19 protein-coding genes and 1 pseudogene are annotated in these 23,739 nt (G+C 58.8%); 10 read left to right on the top strand and 10 right to left on the bottom strand.

Annotated features, from left to right (window positions below; all coding sequences use genetic code 11):
• Positions 1-139: 139 nt before the first annotated feature.
• Positions 140-1,177 (bottom strand): annotated as a pseudogene (locus CO657_RS30225) (alpha/beta fold hydrolase).
• Between the two features lie 146 nt (positions 1,178-1,323).
• Complete coding sequence (locus tag CO657_RS30220) at positions 1,324-1,989, bottom strand: response regulator transcription factor (protein ID WP_054184694.1); 666 nt, start codon at positions 1,987-1,989, stop codon at positions 1,324-1,326.
• A 249-nt stretch (positions 1,990-2,238) separates the two neighbouring features.
• On the opposite strand from CO657_RS30220, the gene CO657_RS30215 reads away from it, so the two are divergent.
• The 7 genes from CO657_RS30215 to CO657_RS30180 all read left to right on the top strand — a co-directional run bounded on the left by CO657_RS30215 (position 2,239) and on the right by CO657_RS30180 (position 11,368).
• Positions 2,239-5,079: an ATP-binding protein gene (locus CO657_RS30215; RefSeq protein WP_054184695.1), complete on the top strand. Its 2,841-nt coding sequence runs from the start codon at positions 2,239-2,241 to the stop codon at positions 5,077-5,079.
• A 340-nt stretch (positions 5,080-5,419) separates the two neighbouring features.
• Positions 5,420-6,133 carry an SDR family NAD(P)-dependent oxidoreductase gene (locus CO657_RS30210; RefSeq protein ID WP_054184732.1) on the top strand — a complete coding sequence of 238 codons (714 nt, stop codon included), beginning with the start codon at positions 5,420-5,422 and terminating at the stop codon, positions 6,131-6,133.
• A gap of 60 nt (positions 6,134-6,193) precedes the next feature.
• The gene (locus CO657_RS30205) at positions 6,194-6,826 is read left to right on the top strand and encodes a DsbA family protein (RefSeq protein ID WP_054184696.1); all 633 of its coding nucleotides are present in this window, start codon (positions 6,194-6,196) and stop codon (positions 6,824-6,826) included.
• A 32-nt stretch (positions 6,827-6,858) separates the two neighbouring features.
• Entirely contained in the window at positions 6,859-7,095 is a 237-nt protein-coding gene (locus CO657_RS30200; RefSeq protein WP_054184697.1) for a tautomerase family protein, read from the top strand.
• A gap of 484 nt (positions 7,096-7,579) precedes the next feature.
• Complete coding sequence (locus CO657_RS30195; RefSeq protein ID WP_054184698.1) at positions 7,580-8,281, top strand: type 1 glutamine amidotransferase domain-containing protein; 702 nt, start codon at positions 7,580-7,582, stop codon at positions 8,279-8,281.
• 390 nt (positions 8,282-8,671) lie between these two features.
• Entirely contained in the window at positions 8,672-9,028 is a 357-nt protein-coding gene (locus tag CO657_RS30185) for an EF-hand domain-containing protein (protein WP_054184699.1), read from the top strand.
• A gap of 843 nt (positions 9,029-9,871) precedes the next feature.
• Positions 9,872-11,368: a phospholipase D-like domain-containing protein gene (locus tag CO657_RS30180; protein ID WP_054184701.1), complete on the top strand. Its 1,497-nt coding sequence runs from the start codon at positions 9,872-9,874 to the stop codon at positions 11,366-11,368.
• A 144-nt stretch (positions 11,369-11,512) separates the two neighbouring features.
• Here CO657_RS30180 and CO657_RS30175 read toward each other — a convergent pair whose 3' ends face one another.
• From CO657_RS30175 to CO657_RS30165, 3 genes are all read right to left on the bottom strand, one after another.
• Complete coding sequence (locus tag CO657_RS30175) at positions 11,513-12,127, bottom strand: general stress protein (protein ID WP_054184702.1); 615 nt, start codon at positions 12,125-12,127, stop codon at positions 11,513-11,515.
• Positions 12,128-12,165: 38 nt separating this feature from the next.
• Complete coding sequence (locus CO657_RS30170; protein WP_054184703.1) at positions 12,166-12,483, bottom strand: hypothetical protein; 318 nt, start codon at positions 12,481-12,483, stop codon at positions 12,166-12,168.
• Positions 12,484-12,795: 312 nt separating this feature from the next.
• Positions 12,796-13,023: a hypothetical protein gene (locus CO657_RS30165; protein ID WP_054184704.1), complete on the bottom strand. Its 228-nt coding sequence runs from the start codon at positions 13,021-13,023 to the stop codon at positions 12,796-12,798.
• 772 nt (positions 13,024-13,795) lie between these two features.
• On the opposite strand from CO657_RS30165, the gene CO657_RS30160 reads away from it, so the two are divergent.
• The 3 genes from CO657_RS30160 (at position 13,796) to CO657_RS30150 (ending at position 17,912) form a co-directional block, all read left to right on the top strand.
• A complete protein-coding gene (locus CO657_RS30160) occupies positions 13,796-15,913 on the top strand; it encodes a carboxy terminal-processing peptidase (RefSeq protein WP_003595398.1) in 2,118 nt (705 codons plus the stop codon).
• A 113-nt stretch (positions 15,914-16,026) separates the two neighbouring features.
• Positions 16,027-16,323, top strand: a complete 297-nt coding sequence (locus CO657_RS30155) for a type II toxin-antitoxin system TacA family antitoxin (RefSeq protein WP_003595401.1) — start codon at positions 16,027-16,029, stop codon at positions 16,321-16,323.
• Positions 16,324-16,991: 668 nt separating this feature from the next.
• Positions 16,992-17,912 (top strand): ArdC family protein, encoded by a 921-nt coding sequence (locus tag CO657_RS30150; RefSeq protein WP_128715632.1) that lies wholly within the window; start codon positions 16,992-16,994, stop codon positions 17,910-17,912.
• Between the two features lie 110 nt (positions 17,913-18,022).
• On the opposite strand, the gene CO657_RS30145 is transcribed toward CO657_RS30150, so the two are convergent.
• The 5 genes from CO657_RS30145 to CO657_RS30125 all read right to left on the bottom strand — a co-directional run bounded on the left by CO657_RS30145 (position 18,023) and on the right by CO657_RS30125 (position 23,714).
• Entirely contained in the window at positions 18,023-18,835 is an 813-nt protein-coding gene (locus CO657_RS30145) for an ABC transporter ATP-binding protein (protein WP_054184707.1), read from the bottom strand.
• Entirely contained in the window at positions 18,832-19,821 is a 990-nt protein-coding gene (locus CO657_RS30140; protein WP_003594482.1) for an ABC transporter ATP-binding protein, read from the bottom strand. Before CO657_RS30140 ends, CO657_RS30145 begins: the two co-directional genes overlap by 4 nt.
• A gap of 1 nt (position 19,822) precedes the next feature.
• The gene (locus CO657_RS30135) at positions 19,823-20,680 is read right to left on the bottom strand and encodes an ABC transporter permease (protein WP_054184708.1); all 858 of its coding nucleotides are present in this window, start codon (positions 20,678-20,680) and stop codon (positions 19,823-19,825) included.
• Positions 20,681-20,683: 3 nt separating this feature from the next.
• Positions 20,684-21,688: an ABC transporter permease gene (locus tag CO657_RS30130; RefSeq protein WP_003594484.1), complete on the bottom strand. Its 1,005-nt coding sequence runs from the start codon at positions 21,686-21,688 to the stop codon at positions 20,684-20,686.
• 121 nt (positions 21,689-21,809) lie between these two features.
• On the bottom strand, positions 21,810-23,714 hold the full coding sequence (locus CO657_RS30125) for an ABC transporter substrate-binding protein (RefSeq protein WP_054184709.1): 1,905 nt from the start codon (positions 23,712-23,714) through the stop codon (positions 21,810-21,812).
• Positions 23,715-23,739 lie beyond the last annotated feature (25 nt).

Below are 23,739 nucleotides of genomic sequence, written 5' to 3'. Positions count from 1 at the left end.
GCACCGGAGCTATGGCGTCTGACGCCTTCCAGGCCGCAGCGTTTCCCATCTCACGACTAGGCGATGCCGCGCCAGTCGGGTTTTTCGGATGAAGATCATCGATTTTTTGGATAATTGAGCGCGTCGGGATCTCGGCTGCTCACACCCACGAATCGACGTCTCCTACCGCCTTGGCGAACGCCTCGGGCGCCTCCTGTGGTAAATTGTGGCCGATCCCGCCCACTGCGAGACGGTGTTCGTATTTCGCCTTGAACTTTGCGGCGTAGGCCTTGGAATCTGGATGAGGCGCTCCGTTGGCGTCGCCCTCTATCGTGATCGTCGGCACATGGATCTCGGGACCTGCCGCAAGCTTGGTCTCGAATTCGTCGAACCGTTTTTCGCCTTCCGTCAGGCCCAGCCGCCAGCGGTAGTTATGAACGACAATCGGGACGTGATCGGGATTGGCAAATGCTTCTGCACTCCGATCGAAGGTTTCGTCGTCGAACTTCCACTGTGGCGAGGCGAGATGCCAGATCAGCTTGGCGAACTGGTTCGTGTACTTTTCATAGCCGTCGCGACCGCGGTCCGTCGCGAAGTAGAACTGATACCACCATTGAACCTCCGCGGCTGGGGGCAGGGGCACCTTTCCAGCAGCTTGGTTCCCTATGAGATAGCCGCTGACGGATACTAAACCCCTGCATCGTTCTGGCCAGAGCGCGGCGACAATGTCGGCAGTCCGTGCACCCCAGTCGAATCCGGCGACCGTCGCCTTTTCAATCTTCAAGGCGTCCATCAGCTTGACGGCGTCGAGAGCAAGCGCCGACTATTGGCCGTTCCGCATAGTGTCATCGGACAGGAACCTAGTGCTGCCGTATCCGCGCAGATGCGGCACGATCACACGATGACCCCGCTCTGCGAGCAAAGGCGCCACCTCGGCGAAGGCGTTGATGTCGTAGGGCCAGCCGTGGAACAGTATAACGGCCGAGCCGCCTTCAGGGCCGAGATCGGCGTATCCGACATTCAGGTCTCCGGCGTCGATACGCTTGTCGGCAACCAGGCCCATGCCCTTGTGCAGTCCGGGCATTTTGCTTTGCGCGGCACCTTCGACACGCCCTGCGAGGATTCCTGCGGCCGCCAGCCCGAGTGCTGCTCCGCCGAAGGAGCGGCGTGTCCAGGTCGCGTTGTTTGAGTTGCCCATGCCTGTGTCTCCAAAGATCGCTTGTTGAATGCCCGCCGCACGACAGGCCATTTCAGGTCCATTTCAGACAGCTGGTAGAAGTTGCTACTGTCCAATGGTGTCGGTTAGCTACGGGTTGTGCTGGAACGTGGAGGCGCTGCGGCGCTTCAGAAGGTCGAAAGTTCGTCCGCGACGGAGCCTGCAGGGCCGAGCCTTGCGGCCATATACAAAAGGTCAGGAAGTGTTCTGGCGTTCATCTTTCTCATGAGCCGGCCACGATGAGCTTTGACGGTGATCTCGCTAATATTCAACTTGAAGGCTACCTGCTTATTTAGCAAGCCTTCCACCACGAACTTCATGACTTGCCGTTCTCGCGGTGTCAGCGTGAGAAAATATGCTTCCAAACGGTTCGCCTCGTTGAACGCACGTATAGATGCGTTTACCTCCTCTGCAATTACGGCGGGATCATCCTGCTTAGGGAGGAAGGTCACCCGGAATCTGGTGGTGGCAACAGACGTGGCGGGACTGCCGCTAGGGGTGACGACGATGATTGGGCAGTGCACGGCGTAAGAACAGATCAATCGCGCGAGATCTGAGACCGGTAGATCGGCCATGCTTGCGTCAACGAGGATGCAGCTGAAACATCCAGACTGGGCGCCGCTCAGCAAGTCGTGCGATGAGGTAAATCGTTGCAGTTGCCGGCCCATGCCCGAAATATGTACATGCAAATTGGGATCGCATTCGCTGCCGTTATCCAATACGGCGACCAAAGCATCGCTGCAGAGTGTTGTCGCCATTGTCGAGAGATCAGTTGGTTTTTTTGTGGGGGACATGTCATTGCTCCTCGTCGATCGTGCACGCGATGTGCTGCGGCTGGGGGATGATATGAATGCTTTACGCTGCCTCGCAATGAAGGTGCTCCGCGTTTTTTAAACCAGCATGCACGCCTTCACGACTTAAGTGGTGTGAGAGATCCTGAAAAAAGCTGAAGTATTCCCCTATCAGTTGTCGAAGTAGCCTTGGCGCAATCTGCCCGTCTGTGATTTTATCGATGGGGTTGAACCAGATAGATTCGGATCGCTTTGGGACAGATTGAGATAGGCCTCTTCGAGCACTCCGGATGGGAGCTTGACCTCGAAAAGCGAGAGCTGCGTGCGATGGGCGCTCCGGTACCGCTCGGCAGTCGCGCGTTCGAAATCCTCGAAACGCTTGCAGTTTCATCGGGGAGGATCGTCACGAAAGACGAGCTGATGAAGCGCGTCTGGCCTGGGATGGTCGTCGAGGAAAACACCCTCCAGGTTCATATCTCTGCAATAAGGCGTGCTCTTGGAAAGGATCGAGACCTGCTGCGTACCGTGTCCGGTCGCGGATATCGACTGCTTGGCGAGTGGACGGAACCCGAAAAGCGGTTTGCCGATCCGACGCCCGCCACGCTCGTACGGTCGAGCGAACGAGAGGGTTTTGTTACCAACATCCCCTCGGCGGCGTCCGAACTGATTGGCCGTCAGGCTGCAATTTCTCATATCGTGACGCTCATGTCGGCCTATCGACTTGTAACCTTGACGGGACCCGGTGGGATCGGAAAAACCGTACTCGCGTCCGAAGTCGCCCGACGCCTGCAGCCAACGATCGATGGGGATGCGTTCTTCGTGGAGTTGGTTTCCCTCTCGGATCCAAATCTTGTTCCCACTACACTTGCACAGGCCCTCGATCTGCGCCTTCAAAGCGACGACGTCTCTGCCGAGCTCGTTGCGCGGGCAATTGGTAACCGGAAAATGTTGCTTCTGATCGACAACTGCGAACATGTCGTCGATGCCGCTGCCGAGATGATCGAGGCGATGTTGCGCGCCTGCCCGAACGTTTCGGTTCTCGCAACGAGTCGGGAACTTCTCAGGATCGAAGGGGAGTTCACATATCGTGTGCCCCCGCTCGATGTTCCCGCGAACGAAAAGGCTGGTGATCCGCTAACGCACAGTGCGGTTCAGTTGTTTGTCGCCCGAACAAGAGCGTTGCAGTCCGACTTTAGGACGAGCGGGGACAGTGTCTCAACTATCGCGGGTATTTGTCGACATCTGGATGGAATTCCCTTAGCGATAGAGTTCGCCGCCGCCCGTGCCGCCACGTTGGGGCTTCAACAGATCGCCGGCCGATTGGATGACCGTTTCGTTCTTCTGACCGGCGGACGACGCACTGCCTTGCCTCGGCACCGCACGCTTCGGGCAGCGCTCGATTGGAGCTATGAATTGTTGCCCGAAGGAGAGCGTCGCCTTCTGTGCAGTCTCTCCGTATATCCCGCAGGGTTTACCTTGGAGGCCGCGATGGCCGCCAGCGGGGAGGATGAGGAAGAGACCGCACTAGGGCTGTCGAACCTTGTCACGAAATCGTTGGTGACCTTCGACGGAACTGAGGCAGCCCCCCGGTGGCGCCTTCTGGAGACGGTGCGGGTCTATTCGCTGGAAAAGCTTGGAGGGGGCACCGACTATCAAATGACGATGAGGCGCACCGCGGCCTTTTTCCTTTCGTTATTTCGGCCATTTTCGAGTGAAGACTCGCTGCAGTTGGCAATCGACGGTCTGGGGCGGTACCGCCGAGAGATCGACAATCTCCGAGCCGCTTTGACTTGGGCGCTTTCTTCAGAGGGCGATGGAAAGCTCGGAGCTGGCCTTGCCGCAGTTGCCTCCGATTTCTGGATCGCGACCTCACTCGTGTCGGAGTCAGGCGAATGGGCTAAAAAAGCGCTCTCCTGCCTTGAAGGAGAGGAGGGGGGACGCACCGAACTGGTCCTGCAGTGCGCGCTGGGATTTGCGATGATTTATACTCAGGGTATGAGCGAGCAAGGTCGAACGGTGCTCGCACGCGCCCTAACACTCGCTGAAACCTTGGGTGACCAGGACTACCAGCAGCGCGTTACTTGCGCCCTATGGCTGTTTAGCGCTCGATCGGTGGAGTTGGATGATGCGCTTGTTTACGCGCAAGAATACGAGAAACGCGCTGGCGGGGGCGATGCGAGGTCACGCGCAACGGCAGCTTGGATGTCGGGTATCCCGCAGACCTATCAGGCTCACCACGTGGAGGCTCATGACCGACTTGATTGGGCGGCGAGGAACTCGCCGTCGAACAATCGTCGTACGGATATGCTCAGGCTCGGGGCGGACATTCCAACGTCCTCCATGGCGCATAATACCGTCAACTTGATCTCGTTGGGTCGATTGGAGGCGGCTTCTCAAGCAGCCGAAGACTCAGTCGATGAAGCACGTGCAACGAAGCAACCGTTTGTATTTTGCGTTGCGTTGGCCTGGGCATCCGCCTTCGTGTCACTCAGTCTGGACAATGAAGCGCGAGCACGACAATGGGGCGAAGAACTCACAGCACATGCACTGCAGCATGGCCTGAAACCTTTTTACGCGGTTGGGATATGCGTCCGAGGCAGCTTGGCGTCGCGTTCAGGCTCGCCTGCGGAGGGGATCCACGCTCTTCGGGCCGGCATTCGAGATATGCAAGAATCCTCGTATCTACTGTTCTATCCGTTTTTCATGTGTGAACTCGCAGCCGCGTTGCAGGCGGCCGGACGTTTGGACGAGGCGCTCTTGGAGATCGACAGAGCGCAGAAATTTTCAGTGGAAAAAAGCTACCGCTGGATAGTGCCCGAACTTCTACGAAAGAAAGGCGAGATAATCGCAGCACAAGACGTGGACGAGACCTTAGTCGTAGACCTATTTCGAGAGGCTGGCCGAAGAGCATCGGCTCAAGGCGGTTTGTATTGGGAACTCACAGCGGGCATGACCTACGCTGAATATCTGACCAGCCGCGGTGATCTTGGAGCGGCACAAGAAATCCTTCGTCCCGTCTACCAGCGGTTCCGCGAAGGATTCTCCAGCCCTCGACTGTTGCGCGCGAAGACGTTGCTTGACACGAAGCAATGAGCTCCCCAGACCTTTGACTGTTTCATCAGAGGCTTCGAACTCGCACGGCCTCGCTATTTGCCCGCTGGCTGACGAAGCCAGGGAATACGAAAGTATTGGCAATACCTTCGCAAGCCGTTGGATGATGCAAATTCCGCCGACGTCATGAATGGCTCGTTCGTTTCGATGGGCATTTAGGTCACAAAGCGTAGCTCGCTAAAAATTATGCCGAAAAACGGCTCAGTGACTGCCGATGCCAGGCAATTCTCCCGATGGTCGACAGCACCTAAATCAATAGCACCGACGCCGAGGGCGACGGGCGGCCCAACGAAGGACCGATGCAATTGAAAGGATGAATATCATGAGCAATCAGCAGAAGGTCGCCGTCATCACCGGTGCATCGCAGGGCATTGGTGAAGGTCTGGTCCGCGCCTACCGTGCGCGGAACTACCGTGTCGTCGCCACCTCGCGTTCAATAAAGCAAGGCTCCGACGATGGCGTACATGCCGTGGGGGGCGACATCTCTAGCTCCGAGACCGCAGAGCGCGTCGTTCGCGAAGCGGTTGACCGTTTCGGTCGTATCGACACGTTGGTGAACAATGCCGGCGTCTTCACAGCAAAGCCTTTTGTCGACTTCACTCAGGAAGATTACGACCTGAACTTCGGCGTGAACGTCTCGGGCTTCTTCCACATCACGCAGCGGGCTGCGAGGCAGATGCTCAAGCAGGGCTCTGGCCACATCGTCAGCATCACGACCAGCTTAGTAAACCAGCCGGTGTCAAGCGTCCCCACGGCCCTTGCTTCGCTCACGAAGGGCGGTCTTAACGCCGTTACGAAGGAACTGGCGATTGAGTTCGCCAAGACGGGCGTTCGGGTGAATGCCGTGTCTCCTGGCATCATCAAGACCCCGATGCATGCTCCAGAGACCCACGAGTTCCTCTCCGCGCTGCATCCCGTCGGCCACATGGGCGAGATCAGCGACATCGTCGACGCCGTGATCTACCTCGAAGGCGCAAGCTTCGTCACGGGCGAGATCCTTCATGTCGACGGTGGCCAGAACGCCGGCCGCTGGTAGGTCTCGAACATCACGCGGGCACGTGGCCTGAATAAGCCGCTGCGAGTGAAAGGAAAGAGAATGGAACTTGTACTAGCCGCCGATCCGATGTGCTCGTGGTGCTATGGATTCGGCAAACAGATGGCGCTGCTGCTTGAGCGGCGTCCGGAACTGTCCGTCAAGATCATCCTCGGTGGTTTGCGCGCGGGTGCGACCGACGTTCTCGATGACGCGGGAAAGCAGTTCAGACTGCACCACTGGGGCAAGGTCGAGGAAGCCAGCGGCGTACCGTTCAACCGAAAAGGTCTTCTGGCCAGAAAAGGCTTCGTCTACGATACTGAACCCGTGTGCCGTGCGGTGGTGACTGCCCGCATTTTTAGGCCGGAAGCCGATCTTCTGAGCGTCTTCCGAGCGTTCCAGCATGCCTTCTACGTAGATGCGCTCGACACGACGGACGGGGCAGTCCTGGCTGAGACCGGTTCTCGCGCGCTCGCCGAACTCGGTCATCCCGTCAGCTCGGAGGAATTCGTGGCGGAATGGAACAAGCTTAGCACTATCGAAGAAGCCGCAACGGACTTCGCGACGGTGCGAGCAATGGGCGTTTCAAGCTTCCCGACCTTGTTCTTGAAGAAGGGGGGAACTCTCGGCAAGGTCGGCGCTGGGTACACTCATGTCGACGAACTTGAGAAGCACCTCGCTGCAATGGCCGCTTAGCAGATCGACGAGCCCAACAAGGAGAATAAAAAATGCCCATCGTCACCGTACAAGTAACCCGTGAAGGCACGACCCCCGATCGCGCCTCGGTAACATCCGAGGAGAAAGCGGCAATCATCGCTGGCGTCAGCCAGGTCATGCTCGACGTCCTCAACAAGCCGCTGGAATCAACCTACGTGGTGATTGAGGAGGTCGACTTGGACAATTGGGGCTGGGGCGGCCTTCCAACCGTCCAATACCGAAAGAAGAAGGCTGAGGGCAAAACCTGACGTTACTGTATTTCAGAGGAATATATGCACGCCGCCGGTGATCACCGGCGGTGTGTGCATTTTTCGGTGCCGACGGGATCTAAAGGAACGCAAGTAGCCGAAGCTCTCGGCTCGGCAAACAGGTGCCGAAAACGCTATGAACGAAGTGGATTCATTCCAGCCAGCCGGCGTGCTTGGTGCCGCGGCAACGATTCGCCATTGCTTCTCCGTGTCGTCGAGGCGTCGGAATGCCGTCGTGCAATAGCCTTGGCCTACTCAAGCCTCACGCGCGCGCAACTCGGACTAAGATTGGTCGTTCGGCATGGGTAGTGCGCGCAGTACTTGACAGGCGGGCTCCGATTGCGGTCATACCCCGCCCGATTGATCACCAACACCAAGGTATTGGCGATACTAACGTGCACATGCAAATCCCCCTAATCCAAGACATGCTTCCGGTCGTGCAGCAAACCGGCTGCGAATTAAGAAAAGTGGAAGGAGCCTGAGCATGAAGATCCTTATGGTATTCACCTCGCACGACACCCTCGGAAGCACAGGGCGCAAAACTGGTTTTTGGCTGGAGGAGGGCGCCGCACCGTACTACGTCTTCCGAGATGCAGGCGTCGACTTGACACTCGTGTCCCCAAAAGGGGGTCAACCCCCGATCGATCCAAAGAGCGATCTGCCGGAAAATCAGACCCCCGCCATGACGCGGTTCAAGGGCGACGAGGCCGCGCAGATGGTTTTTGCGAGCACCAAAAAGCTGAGCGAAGCCCGTTCCGAAGATTTCGATGCCGTCTTTTATCCCGGCGGCCATGGTCCCATGTGGGATCTCGTGGACAATTCGGATTCCATCAAGCTGATCGAATCCTTTTACAACGCCGGCAAGCCGGTGGCGGCAGTCTGCCACGCGCCGGCCGTGTTTCACCGCGTCACCTATAACGGCGCTCCGATTGTCAAGGGAAAGCGGGTCACAGGCTTTACCAATGGCGAGGAGGAGGAAGTGCAACTGACGAAGGTTGTTCCTTTCCTCGTTGAGGACGAGCTCAAACGTCTCGGCGGTCTCTACGAGAAGAAGGCGAACTGGGAGAGCTTCGCTATCACGGACGGCATGTTGATCACTGGGCAGAACCCGGCATCTTCCACCGCAGGAGCTCAGGCCCTCATCAAGCTTCTCACCAGTGTGAAAGCCGGCGCCGTAGGCCCCTAGCGATCATCTGCACGGGAAAAGGAGGCCGCCGGGTGGTGCTCCTGCGGCCTCTTTTTGGACTCGTTTCTACAACAGCGAATTCAGGTTGATGGAAAGATGACGGCTTTCGTTTGGAGAAACGCTTAAATCTTCGGGGCGGCCTCACGTCCAATGCCATACATCTTGAATCCTCCGAAGGGCGCCGCCGTGGCCAGTTTCATGCCATTGATGTGAACCTGCCCGGTGTCAAAATCTGCGAGCAATTTTAATGCATTGGAGCGATGACTTCGCTTCGATTGTCTGCATTCCACCTCGCATGAGGTGAGCCATAATCCAGCTCTGCTCAAGTCGTCTCGGATATCACTTGGCCAGCGAACCGCATAGTTAATTTGATAGCCGGGGAGGAACAACGTGACATTAACCGCAACGGCGACGCAACTGTCGCAAATGCTCCACAACGCCTTCACAAAGTTTGATCGCGATGGCGACGACAAACTGAATTCCGAGGAGGTCGCGAGCTTCAACGAGGTGCTGGAGCCGGGGCTGAAATTGGATGACAAGGGCAATCCTAGCGTGGACATGAACGCAAGGATGGATCACGATGGCGACGGGCTGGTCGACAGGGACGAGATGGATTCGACGGGAGTACTAATGCCGTCAAATTTGACCGATTCAACATTGAAGTCGATGATCGAATATTTGCATTTGACGGTCGATCCCGCCGCTATCCAGGCTGCGACTATACTCGAAGGCGATTCCAAGCAGTAAGGCCAAACGTCACAACTCTTTGCGACGACCAGCCTCTGTACGCCTCCTCGATACCAGGCTTGCCTCTGGCCGACGAGCTGCTTATCAGTGGCTCGTTCGACTTTCGTTGAGTTTGGAAGTCTGACGTCGTCTTGGCATCTTAAGAATTGAGCTCCGTCGCCTCCAGCGCGGCCTCGTATATTTCAACGTCTGGAGCCACGGTCCCAGCCAATTACGCCGACCCCACCAACAAGGCGAGCCTCCGCCCATAGCGCAAAACCTTTCTTGGGATATCAGGAAAAGCTCACCGGTCTTTCTGGCCTTCACCGCCTTCTTCTTCTCCTCGATGAGGGCCAGCAATGCTTCCTGTATGGGATCGGTTGTCAATCAGCGTCCAAAATTCACCCTTATCCGCGTCCAATTTCGGTTCTGACGCAGATATAGTGCAATTCCCTCATGTCGCGCCGATCCGGCGGGCGCCCGTTCGTCTGGCGCTCCAGCTGGTCCGCGCCGCAGATGCTTTTCTCCTTCACATGCAGATATCGCATGGGCGCAAAGCGAGAATGGCCACCATGAGCCGGTTGGGCAAAGGTCGTCGCGGCTGAGATCACTTCTTATTGTTCTTTCCAAACAGGGTCCCGAAGGCGCGACGCCAGGACTCTGCCCTCCTGGGACTGGCCGCAAGAGGTTATCCGTTTCCGGTTGCTGTTGGCGGTCAGAAATGAGAAGTACTTCCGCGAGGGAAAAGCCGACAGGTCGTATTCCCGAGAGCAGGCCTCGCTCGAAAGCCTTACGCAATTCGGGTTTCATCAATCAACGGGGTTGCGCGGTGTCCCGTGCAGCGAGACGGACTAAGGAAAATTAATGTCGGAACTGCTTCAACCATCCTCCAATATCTGGCGGGCGGAGCGGGCTGACGAGTTCGCGATAATAATTGACGCAGACGACTACTTCGCCGCCGCCCGGACGGCGATGGCGTCGGCCCAAAAGTCGATTTTCCTCGTGGGATGGGATTTCGATGCGTCTATTACCCTCGGCCGTCCAGGCGACTATTATGAAGGACCGAGCCATGTCGGAGATTTTCTTCTGTGGCTGACCAAGAAAAACCCGGACCTTGAGATTCGGCTTCTCCTCTGGAATCCCGGTTTCCTCTCAAGCTGGGCGAAACTGTCGAACCTTCCCTATCTCCTTCGATGGAAGCTCCATCGCCAAATAACTGTTCTTCTGGACGGCAATCATCCGATCGGCAGTTCGCACCACCAAAAGATCCTTGTGATTGACGATTCGATTGCTTTTTGTGGCGGCATCGACGTCACGGCAGGGCGCTGGGATACGCGTAAGCACCTGGATGACGATCCGCTTCGCAGGCGGCCCAATGGAACGTCTTATGGCCCTTGGCATGATGTCTCGAGTTTCTGCGCGGGGCCGGCCGCAGAAGCGCTTGGCGATCTCTGCCGTTCAAGATGGCGATCTGCGGGCGGTGAACAGCTGGCACCGGTCGATTTCCCACATGAGCCCCCGTTCATCAACGGCGCCATTTCGTTCGGACCCGTCACTCTCGCAATTTCTCGCACAATGCCTGCCTATGGAGATCAGGCAGGTGTTGCGGAGATCGAGCGGCTCTATGTAGATATGATAATGTCAGCCGAGCGGTTGATTTACGCGGAGAGTCAATATTTCGCCTCCCGGGTTATCGCTCAGGCTCTTGCCAAGCGTCTCGAGGAAAACGACGGTCCGGAAGTTATTCTCATCAACCCGGTTAAAGCAGACAACTGGCTGGGCGAGCTTGCAATGGACACAGCACGAGCGCGCCTGAGGGAAGCTCTGCGCCCGCGCGATCGCCAAAAGCGATTTCGAATTTATCATCCGATAACAACCGATGGTGTGCCGGTTTACGTCCATTCAAAGTTGATGATCGTAGATGATAAAGCGTTACGCGTCGGATCATCAAACTTCAACAACCGATCGATGCGGTTTGATAACGAATGTGACGTTGCCTTTGAGGCTGGGCAAACCGAGCGACTATCGAGCCGACTGGTCGACCTACGCAATATTCTCTTGGCGGAACACCTCGGCGTTGATCCGGATGAAGTGGCTCAGACGATTAGGCGCTCGAAGTCAGTTATTGCAGCCATCGAGGAATTAAGACATACGCCCAACGGGGATCGACCCGGAAACAGGCCAACCTTGGTCCCCTATGACACCCCGGCGATATCAGACCTGGAGGAATGGCTGGCGGATAACGAGATCCTCGACCCGGAAGGTCCTGAGGCGGTGATGGAGCCGATGGAACGGCGAGGGCTATTCCGGGGGCTCCTGACAACCCCGTTAAAAAGAAAGTCCAGATTGAGATCGCGTTAGGTTTACCTTGAAGGTGGGGTTCGCGCCGCCTCTGCTCAACAAAAGCGTCCTGTCGTAACGTGAAAAAGGCGATCCAGCCGGAAACCCGCCGACGTATCGGCGGGTTGTTTAGTCCCTCGAGCGTGGCGACGCTCAAGGTGTTCCTCAGATACCGGTGCTGCGGTCATAACGACGACGTTCTTGCTCGACCTCCGCCGGCGTATAGGGATCAAGCGTAGGATCGAACGATTTCCAGCCGCCTTCTAAATAAGCGTTGCGGCGAGCAGCAACATCGACACGGGGTGACTTTGCCAGAATGTCCTCCGCCGCACCGAATAGCGTGTCGGGAACGCGAGCCGTCACCAAAGTGCCGCCGCGACGAACGCCTTCAGCGTAAACATGAGCGTCTCTCTCATCGACGCCGGCATCCGTCAGGGCACCGATCAGACCGCCAGCAGCACCCCCGACAACCGCACCGGTTGCAGCACCCGCTAAAGTCGCTGCCAGCCAGCCTGCGGCGACCACAGGGCCGACGCCCGGAATGGCCATGATGCCAAGGCCGGTGAGGAGGCCGCCGGTGCCGCCGAGCACGGCGCCGATTCCTGCGCCTTTACCCGCATCTTCTGCGACATCATTGTCGTCGGCATCGATTTTGTGGCGGCTGTCGCTGTTGTTGGAAACGACACTGATCTCGTCGTGATCAATGCCGAGGGACCGAAGCTGGGAGACGGCACTCTCGGCATCGGTATAAGAGTCGAAAAGTCCTGTTACGGTTCTCATGGGAGATCTCCTTCAAGTTTCTCTAAGCGGTGCGCTGGCTACTTCGCGACGACGTTACCCTGGTAGTCCAAACCGACCATGACGGACTTCGCACCCTTCTTGGCGCTGGCCTGCCAGATGCCCTTGTCATCGAGCTTAAGCCCCGTTACGTCGGAATAGCCGGCGTCTTCGATCCGCGACTTGGCCTGACTTTCGGTAAAGCTGTTAGCCCCCTCGACCGGAGCAGTTGGGTTTTTCTCCGCCGGCGTCGCAACGGCCGGTGTTTTCGGATCCGCCGTTGGCTTGGGCGCGGTCTGCGCAAGTGCGGATGAGGTAGCAAGCGCGGCGGCGAAGGCTGCGAAAATTAACCTGTTCATTGAGGTTCCTCCTGATTTCTTGAGGTGATGACGGGGAGAGAACTCAGTGCAGCTCTCTAGGTTCCACCGGCTAAGGAGGTCTCGGACTTTGGTCTGAGTGCGAGAAGTTTCAAGAAGTTACCACTACCCTCGGCGCATGGTATGTAGATCGCGGAGGAGGCATCGGGGTAAGACCCATCCCTTAGCCAAAAGTGAGGACGTCACCTTTCGCAGCGCCTATAGAGAGATCCTTCGCAGTGACCTACAGCTAGTTTCCCCCAAAACACCCTGGGCCTTGCCTAGCTTTTAAAAGCCAGTTGCCGAACAGCCGACTTACTCGGCGGCATACCGCATCGGAATTCCGTGTGGCGGTTCGGCGATGGCGATGAATTCGAAGTCGCCCAGCATGTAGTGCTGATCCGAACCAATGACCGCGACGGTCCAATAATCAGGATCCTCACCGAAAACGGACGACACCTCCACAACGGTGATTTTGCCGTCGAAGTGTTTCCAAGAACTGGCCCAATAAAGCTTGCCCGGCACCAAACCCGCGATAGCCACAAAGAAACTCCAGATTGAGGTCGAAGAACGAAAAAGATAGAAGTGCGGAACCGAAAGGCAACAGCCTCAGCCTGCTTTCCGCATTATACTCGAACGTTCGATCCCGTTCTGATGCGCTTTTTCTCATTGCGGGTTTGTCCACAACGGCGTCGCCACCTATCCTCCTCCAGCTGGCTCGTCGCTCGACCCCTCGGTCTGTAATATCCCCCCGGACTTGAAGTTAGCCGTCTGCGCGCTGAGGTTGATTTCCGAGCGGTGGCCTTGCCGACGCTGGGTAGGTCTTGGCCACGCAGATGTATAACGGGTGCGGCTGCGCACTTGAAGATCTGGCGCGGCCGCTGTGGTCGTCGACGGAGGGCGTTGGTTAAGACCTTCGATCACTTCGAGGAGCTATACGGCGAGGAAACGGAGATTCAGTCTAATCCCGATCGAGATAAATATGCGCTTATGTGGTTTGTTCCGTTCCGCCGCTGCATCATGCCGAACGCAACGGCGGGGGCAGTCGGTCCCGCCTCCCAGTCGGGCGCTATGCTGAGCCTCCTGCGGTTGCCGCTACTCCGCCCTTAGCGTGGGGAGCATTCCCGATTGCCATTCTCCTTCCAACAGGTCCGCTCCAGCGAGGTGATAGACGTCAATTTCTCCCGATCGATGGCGCCCGGCCGTTTTCAACGCTTCGCGACAATGTCATTTGCCAGCTGGTTGCCAAAAAACCATGATTGCCTCACATAGATCACAGATCGATCACAGGCATGAAGAATTGGATCAACGCTGCATGCGCATAGCTTACGTTTTTCTCGGTGCATTTCTTGCAATCGTACAGTCCGCCTCTGCTGAAGTCGCATCGCCGCCGGTTTTGGCGCCGCTGGAGCGACAGGCCGAAGCTGCTCAGTTGAGTGCGCAATTTCTCTCGCGCTATAGCTACAAGCCCGTCCCGCTCGACGATGCCCTGTCGGCGAGGGTCATGGATGGCTTCATCAAGTCGCTTGATCCAGACCGCATGCTGTTCCTGCAGGCCGATATCGACAAGTTCATGGCCGAGCGCAGCGAGATCGACGATGCGATCGAGCGGAAGGACCTGAAGATCCCGTTTGCGATCTTCAACGCCTATGAACAGCGCGTCGTCGACCGCATGACCTATGCGCGCAGCCTGCTGAAGCAGGATTTCGATTTCAGCGGGCAGGATAATTATTCGGTGCTGCGCGAGAAAGCCCCCTGGCCGCAGTCACAAGCCGAGAGCGATGAGCTGTGGCGCAAGCGCGTCAAGAGCGACTGGCTGCGGCTGAAGCTTGGCGGCAAAGCCGATGCGGCTATTCGCGAAACGCTCGACAAACGCTATGAAAACACGCTCGAGCGCGCTTACAAGTTCAAGAGCGACGACGTGTTCCAGTCGTTCATGGACGCCTATTCGAACGCGATTGATCCGCACACGGATTATTTTGGCGCGGCCGCTTCGGCCGATTTCGATGTATCGATGAAGCTTTCGCTGTTCGGCATCGGGGCGGTGCTGCAGGAGCGCGACGACTATACGACGATCCGTGAGCTGGTGCCCGGCGGGCCGGCTGAACTCTCAGGCAAGCTGGCGGTCGGCGACCGCATCACCGGCGTCGGCCAGGGCAAGAGTGGGCCGATCAAGGAAGTTGTGGGAACGCGGCTTGATGAAGTCGTGCAGATGATCCGCGGGAAAAAGGGCTCCGTCGTGCGCCTCGACATACTGCCGGCCGATGCGGGCGCCGATGCCACGCATCGCGTCGTCAGCCTGGTGCGCGATAAGATCAGCCTGGAAAAGCAGGCTGCCAGGAAGACCGTGCAGACCGTGAAAGTGGGTGATGCCGAGCGCAAGATTGGGATCATCACGCTGCCGGTCTTCTACGAGGATTTTGAAGCCAAGGGCAAAGGCGACAAGGATTATAAAAGCGCCAGCCGCGATGTCGCCAAGCTTCTCGGCGAGCTGAAGGATGAAAAGGTCGACAGCGTTCTCATGGACCTGCGGAACAATGGCGGCGGTTCCTTGGACGAGGCGATCGATTTGACCGGCCTCTTCATCGGCAAGGGCCCGGTGGTTCAGCAGCGCCGCAGCGACGGCAAAACCGAGGTCAAAAGCTCGGATCTGGCTGAGCCTGTCTGGTCAGGCCCGATGGGCGTGCTGATCAATCGGGGCTCGGCCTCGGCTTCGGAGATTTTTGCCGCCGCCATCCAGGATTACGGCCGCGGCGTGATTGTCGGCGAAGGCAGCTTCGGCAAGGGCACGGTCCAGACGGTCGTCGATCTCGACCAGATGGTTCACAACAGCAAACCCGAATATGGCGAGCTGAAAGTGACGATCGCCCAGTTCTTCCGGGTCAACGGCGGCACGACGCAGCTGCGCGGCGTCACCCCCGATATCAGCCTGCCGGGACTGTCCGACCCCACAAGCTTCGGCGAGACCAGCTATGACAATGCCCTGCCATGGGCGGAGATCAAGCCGGCGAAATACGCACCCGAAGGCAATGTCACGGCCTTGCTGCCGGCATTGCAAAGCCGCCATGATGCGCGGGTCAAGGGCGATCCGGATTTCCAGCGCCTGGTAAAGGACATTGCCGACCTGAAGGCGCAGCGCGAGAAAGGCATCGTCTCCCTGAACGAAGCGGAACGTCGCAAGGAAGCGGCGGCGCGCGAGAAGCGGTTCAAGGATCGGGCGCAGGCAAGCGATGGCGATAATCCCGCAGGCGATGACGGCCTGGAGGCGGGCGAGCGCAGCCTGACCGCCGATATCGCCCTCGAAAACGCCCGCAAGAACGCAAAAGACGTCCTGCTCGACGAGGCCGCCGCCATTCTTGCAGACGAGGTGGGATTGCAGGATGGTGTCCTGAATGCTGCCACGAAACCATCGGGACAGGCGGACGGGAAATAGCATGCCGACTGGGTAGGAGATAGCCGACAGACGCGTAACGACAGTATCTTTACATTCGCCTTTGTAAAGATGATGTCGTTACGTTACGTCTCTGCTCGAGACGGGAGTTTGCCATGGCCACCTCGCACTCGAACAAAAGTCCAGACGCAAGCGTGCCGTTGAATATATGTATCAAGCCTGCGACCCGCAACTTGATCGACCGCGCCGCCGAGTTGTTTGGCAAGACGCGCACGGATTTCATGCTGGAGGCTTCCGCGCGGCGGGCTGAGGAAGTGCTGCTCGACCGTACGATCTTCACGGTCAGCCCTGAAATCTACGCCGAATATCTTGCCCGCCTCGACGCGCCGGCGCAGCCGAATGATCTCCTGAAACGGACCATGTCGACCAATGCGCCGTGGGACGAGGCGTGAACCTCGCGCCGGCACCCCATCACGAACTGGCCGAAGCTGGTGCGCCCTGCTAGACTCGCCGACGAGCACGAGCCTGTGTCTTTGACAGCCGGGGGAGCGGGCCGCGATTGCGGAATCGAGCGCCGCCGCTGCGCGGGCGATTCGCAAGCGATGATTGACCCGCGGCTCGGATGTACGCGTATTGCTCGCATCGCTGGGCTGAAATCGCCGCCAGCACCGCCTCTGAGCACGCGCAGCCCACTTGGGACTGAAACGGACCATGTCGACCAAAGCGCCATGGGACGAGGCGTGAGCCTCCGCATCTCTACTGACCAATCTTCAAGAGCTGGCCGAATTTTCTGGGGCCTGAATTGGTGACTGGCTCGTCGCCGCGCCAGCCAATGATGGCGTCAGGCAGGTAAGCCCCTGACGCTCCGGCTCACATTGGAGGCGATCGGCGTGATGCAGTCTCGAATTTTCTACATCTGCCTCCCTCAGAACCTCGCCGCAATCTTGCTGCCATCGCGTCCTGCCCCGGCTTTTGGTCCTGCCAGGCTCGCGCAGCCGGCAACGGCTTTGCCGTCCTCCACTTCGTTGCGGCCCTGCGGGTGCCGGCAGCGCTTGCAGCCTGGCTTTCGGACCGCCGTAGCAGGTCGCGATGGCCGCGACCTCGAAACGGAGGTTCAGACATGAGCAGGCAGCAAACCAATCAACGATCAGACATCTACAGCCGCATCACCAACAAGATCATCGCCAATCTTGAGCAGGGTGTACGGCCCTGGACCAAACCGTGGACCACGGGTAACGCGACGACCGAGGTCAGCCGGCCCCTGCGCCACAATGGCCAACCCTACACCGGGATCAATGTTCTGCTCCTTTGGTCTGAAGCCATCGCCCGCGGCTTTGCATCACCAAGGTGGATGACGTTTCGCCAGGCAATCGAGCTCGGCGGCGCCGTCCGCAGGGGCGAAACCGGCACGACCGTCGTCTTTGCCAGCTCTTTCATCCGCGCCGAGACGACGGAGACAGGCGCCGAAATCGAACGCGATATCCCCTTTCTCAAAACCTACACCGTGTTCAACACTGATCAGATCACCGGCCTCAATGGCCTTGCTCAATCTACAGCCCCTGGCCAGGATTGGATGAGCCGCATCGGTGCTGCCGGCCGGTTCTTTGCCAATACGGGAGCACTGATCCGGCACGGAGGATCCGCGGCCTATTATGCTGCTGCCCGTGATTACATCCAGATGCCATGCCTCGATGCCTTTCGGGACGATGCCGCCTATGTCGCCGTCCTTAGTCACGAGATGACGCATTGGACCGCCGCACCCCGGAGGCTTGATCGGGATCTCAGCCGCTACGCGAAAGACAGGAGTGAACGCGCCCGCGAAGAACTCATTGCCGAACTCGGCAGCTGCTTTCTCTGCGCCGATCTTGGTATCGTTCCCGAGCTCGAACCACGCCCCGACCATGCAAGCTATCTCGATGGCTGGCTCAAGGTTCTCGGCAACGACAAGCGCGCGATCTTTTCAGCGGCAGCTCATGCCCAGCGCGCCGTCGACTACCTGCATGACTTGCAGCCGGTCCTCGACGAGGATGAGGCGGCGTGAGCCGCCTCTTTCTTAGCCATTCGGGCTCTGATCACTTCAGCGACCCCATGGCCACGCGAGCTCCTCTTGTATGAAGTCCTCTCGGATCACCAAACTTCGCCCGCAGCCACCTACAATGCCGGGGCGAAATCGGCTGCCAGCACCGCTTCCTTCAGCGCGCGGGAGTAGGGATGCTGCGGATTATCCAGCACGGGGCGAGCCTGGCCGCGCTCGACGATTTCGCCCTTGCGCATGATGATGATGTTGTCGCTGACGTAATAGGCGGTGGCGAGATCATGGGTGATGTAGATGATCGACAGACCGAGTTCGTTTTTCAGGCGGCCGAAGAGGTTGACGATCGCCATGCGGAGCGACGCGTCGACCATCGAGACCGGTTCGTCGGCGACCAGCAGGCGGGGTTGCGGGATCAGCGCGCGGGCAATGGCGACGCGCTGAAGCTGGCCGCCGGAGAGTTCGTGGGGGAAACGGCCTTTCACCTCTTCAAGCGTGAGGCCGACATGGACCAGGGCGGCATCGGCCATCCGCTCCGCCTCTTTCCGGTCTATCCGTTTTCCTGGGCCCGGCAGATTGCGGGCCGTCTCGAACAGATAGCGGTCGACCCGCTTTAGCGGATTGAAGGCTTCGAACGGGTTCTGCAGAACCGGCTGGACCTCTTTCATGAAGGCCTTGCGCTCGGATCGACTGTGGATGGAAACGGTTTTGCCTGAGAATTCCAGCCGCCCTTCCGTCGGTGTCGTCTGCCCGAGGATCATTGCTGCGATCGTCGATTTGCCCGAGCCGGATTCGCCGACGATCGACAGGATCTCCGGTTCCGCCCCAACTTCGAAGCTGACATCCTTGACCGCGGTGATCAGGCGCCGGCCGAGCATGCCGCCCTGGCGATAGACTTTGGTGACATGCGAGAGGTGAAGCAGAGCGGTCAAACCTGATCTCCCGTAACTGCGAAACAGGCGACGCGGCGCTCCGGCTCGACGGTAACGAGCGGCGGCACCTTTTGCGAGCAGATGTCCATCCGCTTCGGACAGCGCGGATGAAACCGGCAGCCTTCGGGCGGCATGGCAAGGTTGGGCGGGCGCCCCTCCAGCGAAGGCCGCGTCGTCGCATCGCCGATGCGCGGCAGGCTGCCGACGAGATGCTGGGTATAGGGGTGGAGCGGCTTGCTGAAGAGTTTGGCGGTCGGCGCCTCCTCGACGAGACGCCCGGCATAGACGATGCCGATGCGGTCGGAGACTGTCGCGTGAACCCCCATATCATGGGTGACGAACAGAAAGGACGAGCCCATCTCGCGCTGGATTTCGCGGATCATCGACAGGACGTCGCGTTGAACGATGACGTCAAGCGCGGTGGTCGGCTCGTCGGCGATGATGAATTCCGGCGTCAGGATGGTGGCGAGCGCAATGGTCATGCGCTGGCGCATGCCGCCCGACAGTTCGTGGGGATAGGCGTCGAGCAGATGCGGATCGAGCTTCAGCCGCTGTAGATGGGCGGCGACCTTTTCGAAGAAAACCTGTTTGCTGACAGCCATGTGGCGGAAGGCGAAATCGGTGAAGGAATGGCGGATCCGGCGCACCGGATTGAGCACATTCATCGACCCCTGCATGATATAGGAGAGATGCCGCCAGCGCAACGCCATGCGCTCCTCCGGCTTCATCGCGTAAATATCCTGGGTGCCGCCGGCGAAATGGAATTTGACGTTGCCCGATACGACCCGGAGTGGCGGGCGGATGGCGCCGGCGATGGTTTTGATCAGGGTGGTCTTGCCGCTGCTCGATTCACCGGCAACGCCATAAACCTCGCCGCGGCCGATCGTCAGGCTGATATCGTCGACGGCGCGCACTTCGCGGTCGACGCCAAAAAGGAAGGCGCGGTAATAGGCTTTCAGGTTCTCGATTTCGACCAAAGGGTCCATGCTAACTTCCCATCCGGTTCAGCCGGCTGCGCGGATCATTGTATTCGTTCATCGACATCGACAGCAGGAAGAGCGCCAGGAACAGAATGACGATGACGGCGACGGGGGCCGCCACCCACCACCATATTCCGGCGATCAGCGCCGAATGCGCGTTGGCCCAGTAGATCATCATGCCCATGGTCGGCGTCTCGATATCGGTGAACCCGAGCACCGAAAGGGTGATCTCCATGCCGATCGACCAGATCATGTTGTTCATCGTGGTGGCGAAGACGATCGGCAGCACATAGGGCAGGTGCTCCTCGACCAGGATCTTGCGCATGCTCATGCCGGAATAGACGCTCTGGGTGGTGAATGGCCTGGTCTTCAGGCCGATCGCCACCGAGCGGATGAGACGCGCATCGTAGGACCAGCCGAGCGAAGCCATGATGACGATCAGCACCGTCCAGGTCATGCTGTCCTTCAGCACGAAATAGAACAGGATCAGCAGCGGAAATTGCGGAATGACCATGATGCTGTCGTTGATCGCCATCAGCACCCGGTCGACCGCGCCGCCGGCATAACCGGCGACGAGGCCGACGACCAGCGAGATGATGCGCGAGAGAAAGGCGACGCCGATGCCGAAATACAAGGTGTTGCGCAGGGCCGTCGTCAGCTGCCAGAACACGTCCTGGCCGCGCGATGTTGTGCCGAGCCAATAGTCGCCATCCGGCGGCATGTCGGGCGGCAGAAGATAGATGTCCGTCGGGGCGTAGGGCGAGAAATAGGACAGGATGATGAACCCGACGATGACGGCAAAGAGCAGCAGGCCGCAGAGGAATTCAAGGTTCTGGCGGGCGAGGTCGCGGATGATGGTAAACATGGCCTATTCCACCTTGATGCGCGGGTCGATCAGCGGGCTCAGAATGTCGATGATGAAGACGGCGGCGGCGACGCCGACGATCGACAAGGCGCTGAGGCCGAGCACCAGGCTGTAATCGCCGGCATGCACCGCCGAAATCAACAGGTTGCCGATGCCGGGATAGCCGAAGACGATTTCGGTGATGACGGTGCCGTTGAAGATCGCCCCGAGCGACATGGCAAGCCCGGTGAATTGCGGCACCATGGCGTTGCGGGCGATGTAGGAGCGGAGAATTTTCCGCTTCGGAACGCCGCCGAGCTCGGCGAAGACGACGTAGTCATCGGTGATGATGTTGGACACCAGCGCGCGCATGCCGATCAGCCAGCTGCCGGCGCCGACAAGGATCAGCGACAGTGCCGGCAGGATGGAATGTTTAAGGATATCGAGCACCAGGGCAAAGGAGAGATCCAGATTGGCATTCATCTCGTAGCCGCCATTGATCGGCAGCACCGGCCAGAGATAGCCGAACAGGATGAGCAGCACGAAGGCCAGGATATAATAGGGAATGGGGAGCAGGGCGATGCAGACGAGGCTGACCGCCTTCAGCACCATGTTCTTCCGGTAATAGCCGGCGAGCGCGCCGAGCGCATTGCCGAGCACGAAGGTGATCAGCGTCGAGACGGTCATCAGCCCGATCGTCCAGGGCAGGGACCGCATAATGATGGTGGACACGGGTGTGGGGAAGGCAGACAGCGAGGGGCCGAGATCGCCGGTCGCAAGCCGCAGCCAGAAGTGCAGATATTGCTGCCAGATCGAGCCCTCCATGCCGTAAAGCTCGCGCAGCGACTGGCGCATCAGTTCGATCGCATTCGGATCGGACTGCCCCATCTGGGTAATGGCGCCTATGCTTTCTTCGACCGGATCGATCGGGGTCAGGTGAGTGACGAAGAAGGTGATGCTGACGCCAAGAAAGACGACGAGCAGAAACTGACCGAAACGCTTCAGCACAAAGATTAGATAGGGCGTCATAAGGCAGTGGTTCCTCTCTGGTTCTCCTTTCATCGATTGGACGGCATCGATGGAAAGGATCGGCGGGCAGAGCCCGCCGATAAGGAGCCGGCGCGTGGCTAAAGCGCCGGCGTTGGGAGGATTATTTCGGTTGGGCCGGCTTCAGCTTGACCATCATCAGCCTGGAGTTGGCCCAATTCGGCACCGGGTCGGTATAGGGGTCCTTGATCGTCGGATAACCGGTCCAATAGGTCGTATCCATCGAGGTGAAGACGTTATAGGACATCAGCGGGATCGTCGGCATTTCGCGGGCAACCAGCTTCAGATAATCCTTACCGAGCTCGATGCCCTTCGGATCGTCGGCACTGATGCCGCGGATCGTCTCGATGATCTTGTCGAGCTCCGGATTGCTCCAGCGCTGCCAGTTGCGCGGCGGCTGGTTCTCACCCTTCTTGGCCACGAACTGCGAGTGCCAGCTGTCGAGGAAGAAGGACAGGTCGGGATCGCCGCCCCAGGTCTCGACGCTCCAGGCAATCGCCACCTGGAAATCGCCGGGCTGCAGTGCAACCTGCCAGAGGTTGGTCGTCGGTACGGCTTTGGCATCGATGCCGAAGGCGGCCCATTGCTGGGCAATCAGCGTGCCTGCCCGGGTGAAGACGGAGCGCGTGTCGCCCTCGACCGTCATCCGGATCCTGAACGGCTGACCATCAGGGGTCATCCATTTGCCGCCGCTCTTCTTGAAGCCTGCCTTTTCAAGCAGTTCGGCGGCAGCCTGCGGGTTCGGCTTCCACCAGCCATAGCCGAAGGCCGTGCTGATCGCCTCGGGGTCGGTCGGGATCTGGTCCTTGAACTTCGGCTGCTTGCGCAGCAGATCGGCGACCTGCTGCCCGATCGTCGGGTCGTAGGGCTTGATTTTCTGCTTGCCGGTGTCGATCTCGAAATCCTTCAGCCAATCCTGCATCGGCGCCTGATAGTCTTTCATGGCGATCGCCGTCGGCGGCACACCGAGTGCCGAGAGCGTCGCGGTGCCGCGATAGCTCGCCATGTCGACGGCCTTGATGTCGATCAGCAGGGCCAGCGCCCAGCGCACGTCGGGATTGTTGAAGGTCGGGTCCTGGGTGTTGAAAATGACAGCCGGCAGCGTCGGATCCGGATGGGCGAAGGGGAAGCCCGGGAACCAGGTCTCGACCGACTTGGATTTCTCCTTGAGGGTGAACATGCCCTCCGGCGTGTTGTCATGGATGATATCGAGATTATGCTCGAGCTGGGCGATGGTGCGTTTATCCGGCGGGCCGGGATCGACGTAAGTTACATATTTCGGGGCCGGCTCGCCGAAGCGGGCAAGCGATGTCTTCTGCCAGTCGTCGCGTTTCTCCCAGGTATACCACTTGCCTTGAGGATCGTAGGCCTTGAGCTTGTAGGCGCCGAGCGAAACCGGATTGGCGAAATCATAGCGAAGCGGATCGGCGACCTTCTCGAATACATGCTTGGGCATGATCCATGCGCCGTTCCAGCGAACGGTGAAAAGGGCGTGGAAGCGCGAATTCGGCTTCTTCAGCTTGAACACCACGGTCTGAGGATCGGTCGCCTCGACGCTTGCCACCTGCACCGAGAAAGCCGCACTCCAGACCATGCCGGGATGATCCATCTGCGTCTTGACGGTATAGACCACGTCGTCGGCCGTGAACTCGACACCGTCGCTCCAGAAGAGCCCCTTGCGCAGTTTCACGGTCATTTCGGTGAAGTCGGCGTTATATTGGGGCTTGTCGGCGGCCAGCGAATTATCCCAGGTCGCGCCGCCAAGCCCTTGCTCGGGGTCGATATACCAGAGCGTATCCATGGTCAGCTGCTGCAGACCGGTGGAGACACCGGCGCCGGCATTGACCCAGATGTTGAACCAGCCGGGATTTTTGATCGTCCCTTCCGGATTTTCGACTATGAGCGTCTCCTTGCGCGGCAAGGAGGTATAGTCATCGGCTTTGGCCGCCGCCGTCAGGCCGAGTGCGGCCAGCGCGACGCCAAATGCGAGCCTCTTCAACTGTTGCATGAACTCCTCCCTAGAAAGCGACGAT

The organism is Rhizobium acidisoli (genome assembly GCF_002531755.2).
GTDB lineage: Bacteria > Pseudomonadota > Alphaproteobacteria > Rhizobiales > Rhizobiaceae > Rhizobium > Rhizobium acidisoli.
The sequence above is the reverse complement of the archived record's forward strand: the minus strand, read 5'-3'. Positions and strand labels throughout refer to the sequence as shown.

What these genes read in the sequence shown, in the direction of transcription:
- CO657_RS30220 (WP_054184694.1), bottom strand. Translation starts at nt 1,989, where the DNA reads ATGTCCCCCACAAAAAAACCAACTGATCTCTCGACAATGGCGACAACA.
- CO657_RS30210 (WP_054184732.1), top strand. Translation starts at nt 5,420, where the DNA reads ATGAGCAATCAGCAGAAGGTCGCCGTCATCACCGGTGCATCGCAGGGC.
- CO657_RS30205 (WP_054184696.1), top strand. Translation starts at nt 6,194, where the DNA reads ATGGAACTTGTACTAGCCGCCGATCCGATGTGCTCGTGGTGCTATGGA.
- CO657_RS30200 (WP_054184697.1), top strand. Translation starts at nt 6,859, where the DNA reads ATGCCCATCGTCACCGTACAAGTAACCCGTGAAGGCACGACCCCCGAT.
- CO657_RS30195 (WP_054184698.1), top strand. Translation starts at nt 7,580, where the DNA reads ATGAAGATCCTTATGGTATTCACCTCGCACGACACCCTCGGAAGCACA.
- CO657_RS30180 (WP_054184701.1), top strand. Translation starts at nt 9,872, where the DNA reads ATGTCGGAACTGCTTCAACCATCCTCCAATATCTGGCGGGCGGAGCGG.
- CO657_RS30175 (WP_054184702.1), bottom strand. Translation starts at nt 12,127, where the DNA reads ATGAGAACCGTAACAGGACTTTTCGACTCTTATACCGATGCCGAGAGT.
- CO657_RS30170 (WP_054184703.1), bottom strand. Translation starts at nt 12,483, where the DNA reads ATGAACAGGTTAATTTTCGCAGCCTTCGCCGCCGCGCTTGCTACCTCA.
- CO657_RS30160 (WP_003595398.1), top strand. Translation starts at nt 13,796, where the DNA reads ATGCGCATAGCTTACGTTTTTCTCGGTGCATTTCTTGCAATCGTACAG.
- CO657_RS30155 (WP_003595401.1), top strand. Translation starts at nt 16,027, where the DNA reads ATGGCCACCTCGCACTCGAACAAAAGTCCAGACGCAAGCGTGCCGTTG.
- CO657_RS30150 (WP_128715632.1), top strand. Translation starts at nt 16,992, where the DNA reads ATGAGCAGGCAGCAAACCAATCAACGATCAGACATCTACAGCCGCATC.
- CO657_RS30140 (WP_003594482.1), bottom strand. Translation starts at nt 19,821, where the DNA reads ATGGACCCTTTGGTCGAAATCGAGAACCTGAAAGCCTATTACCGCGCC.
- CO657_RS30135 (WP_054184708.1), bottom strand. Translation starts at nt 20,680, where the DNA reads ATGTTTACCATCATCCGCGACCTCGCCCGCCAGAACCTTGAATTCCTC.
- CO657_RS30130 (WP_003594484.1), bottom strand. Translation starts at nt 21,688, where the DNA reads ATGACGCCCTATCTAATCTTTGTGCTGAAGCGTTTCGGTCAGTTTCTG.
- CO657_RS30125 (WP_054184709.1), bottom strand. Translation starts at nt 23,714, where the DNA reads ATGCAACAGTTGAAGAGGCTCGCATTTGGCGTCGCGCTGGCCGCACTC.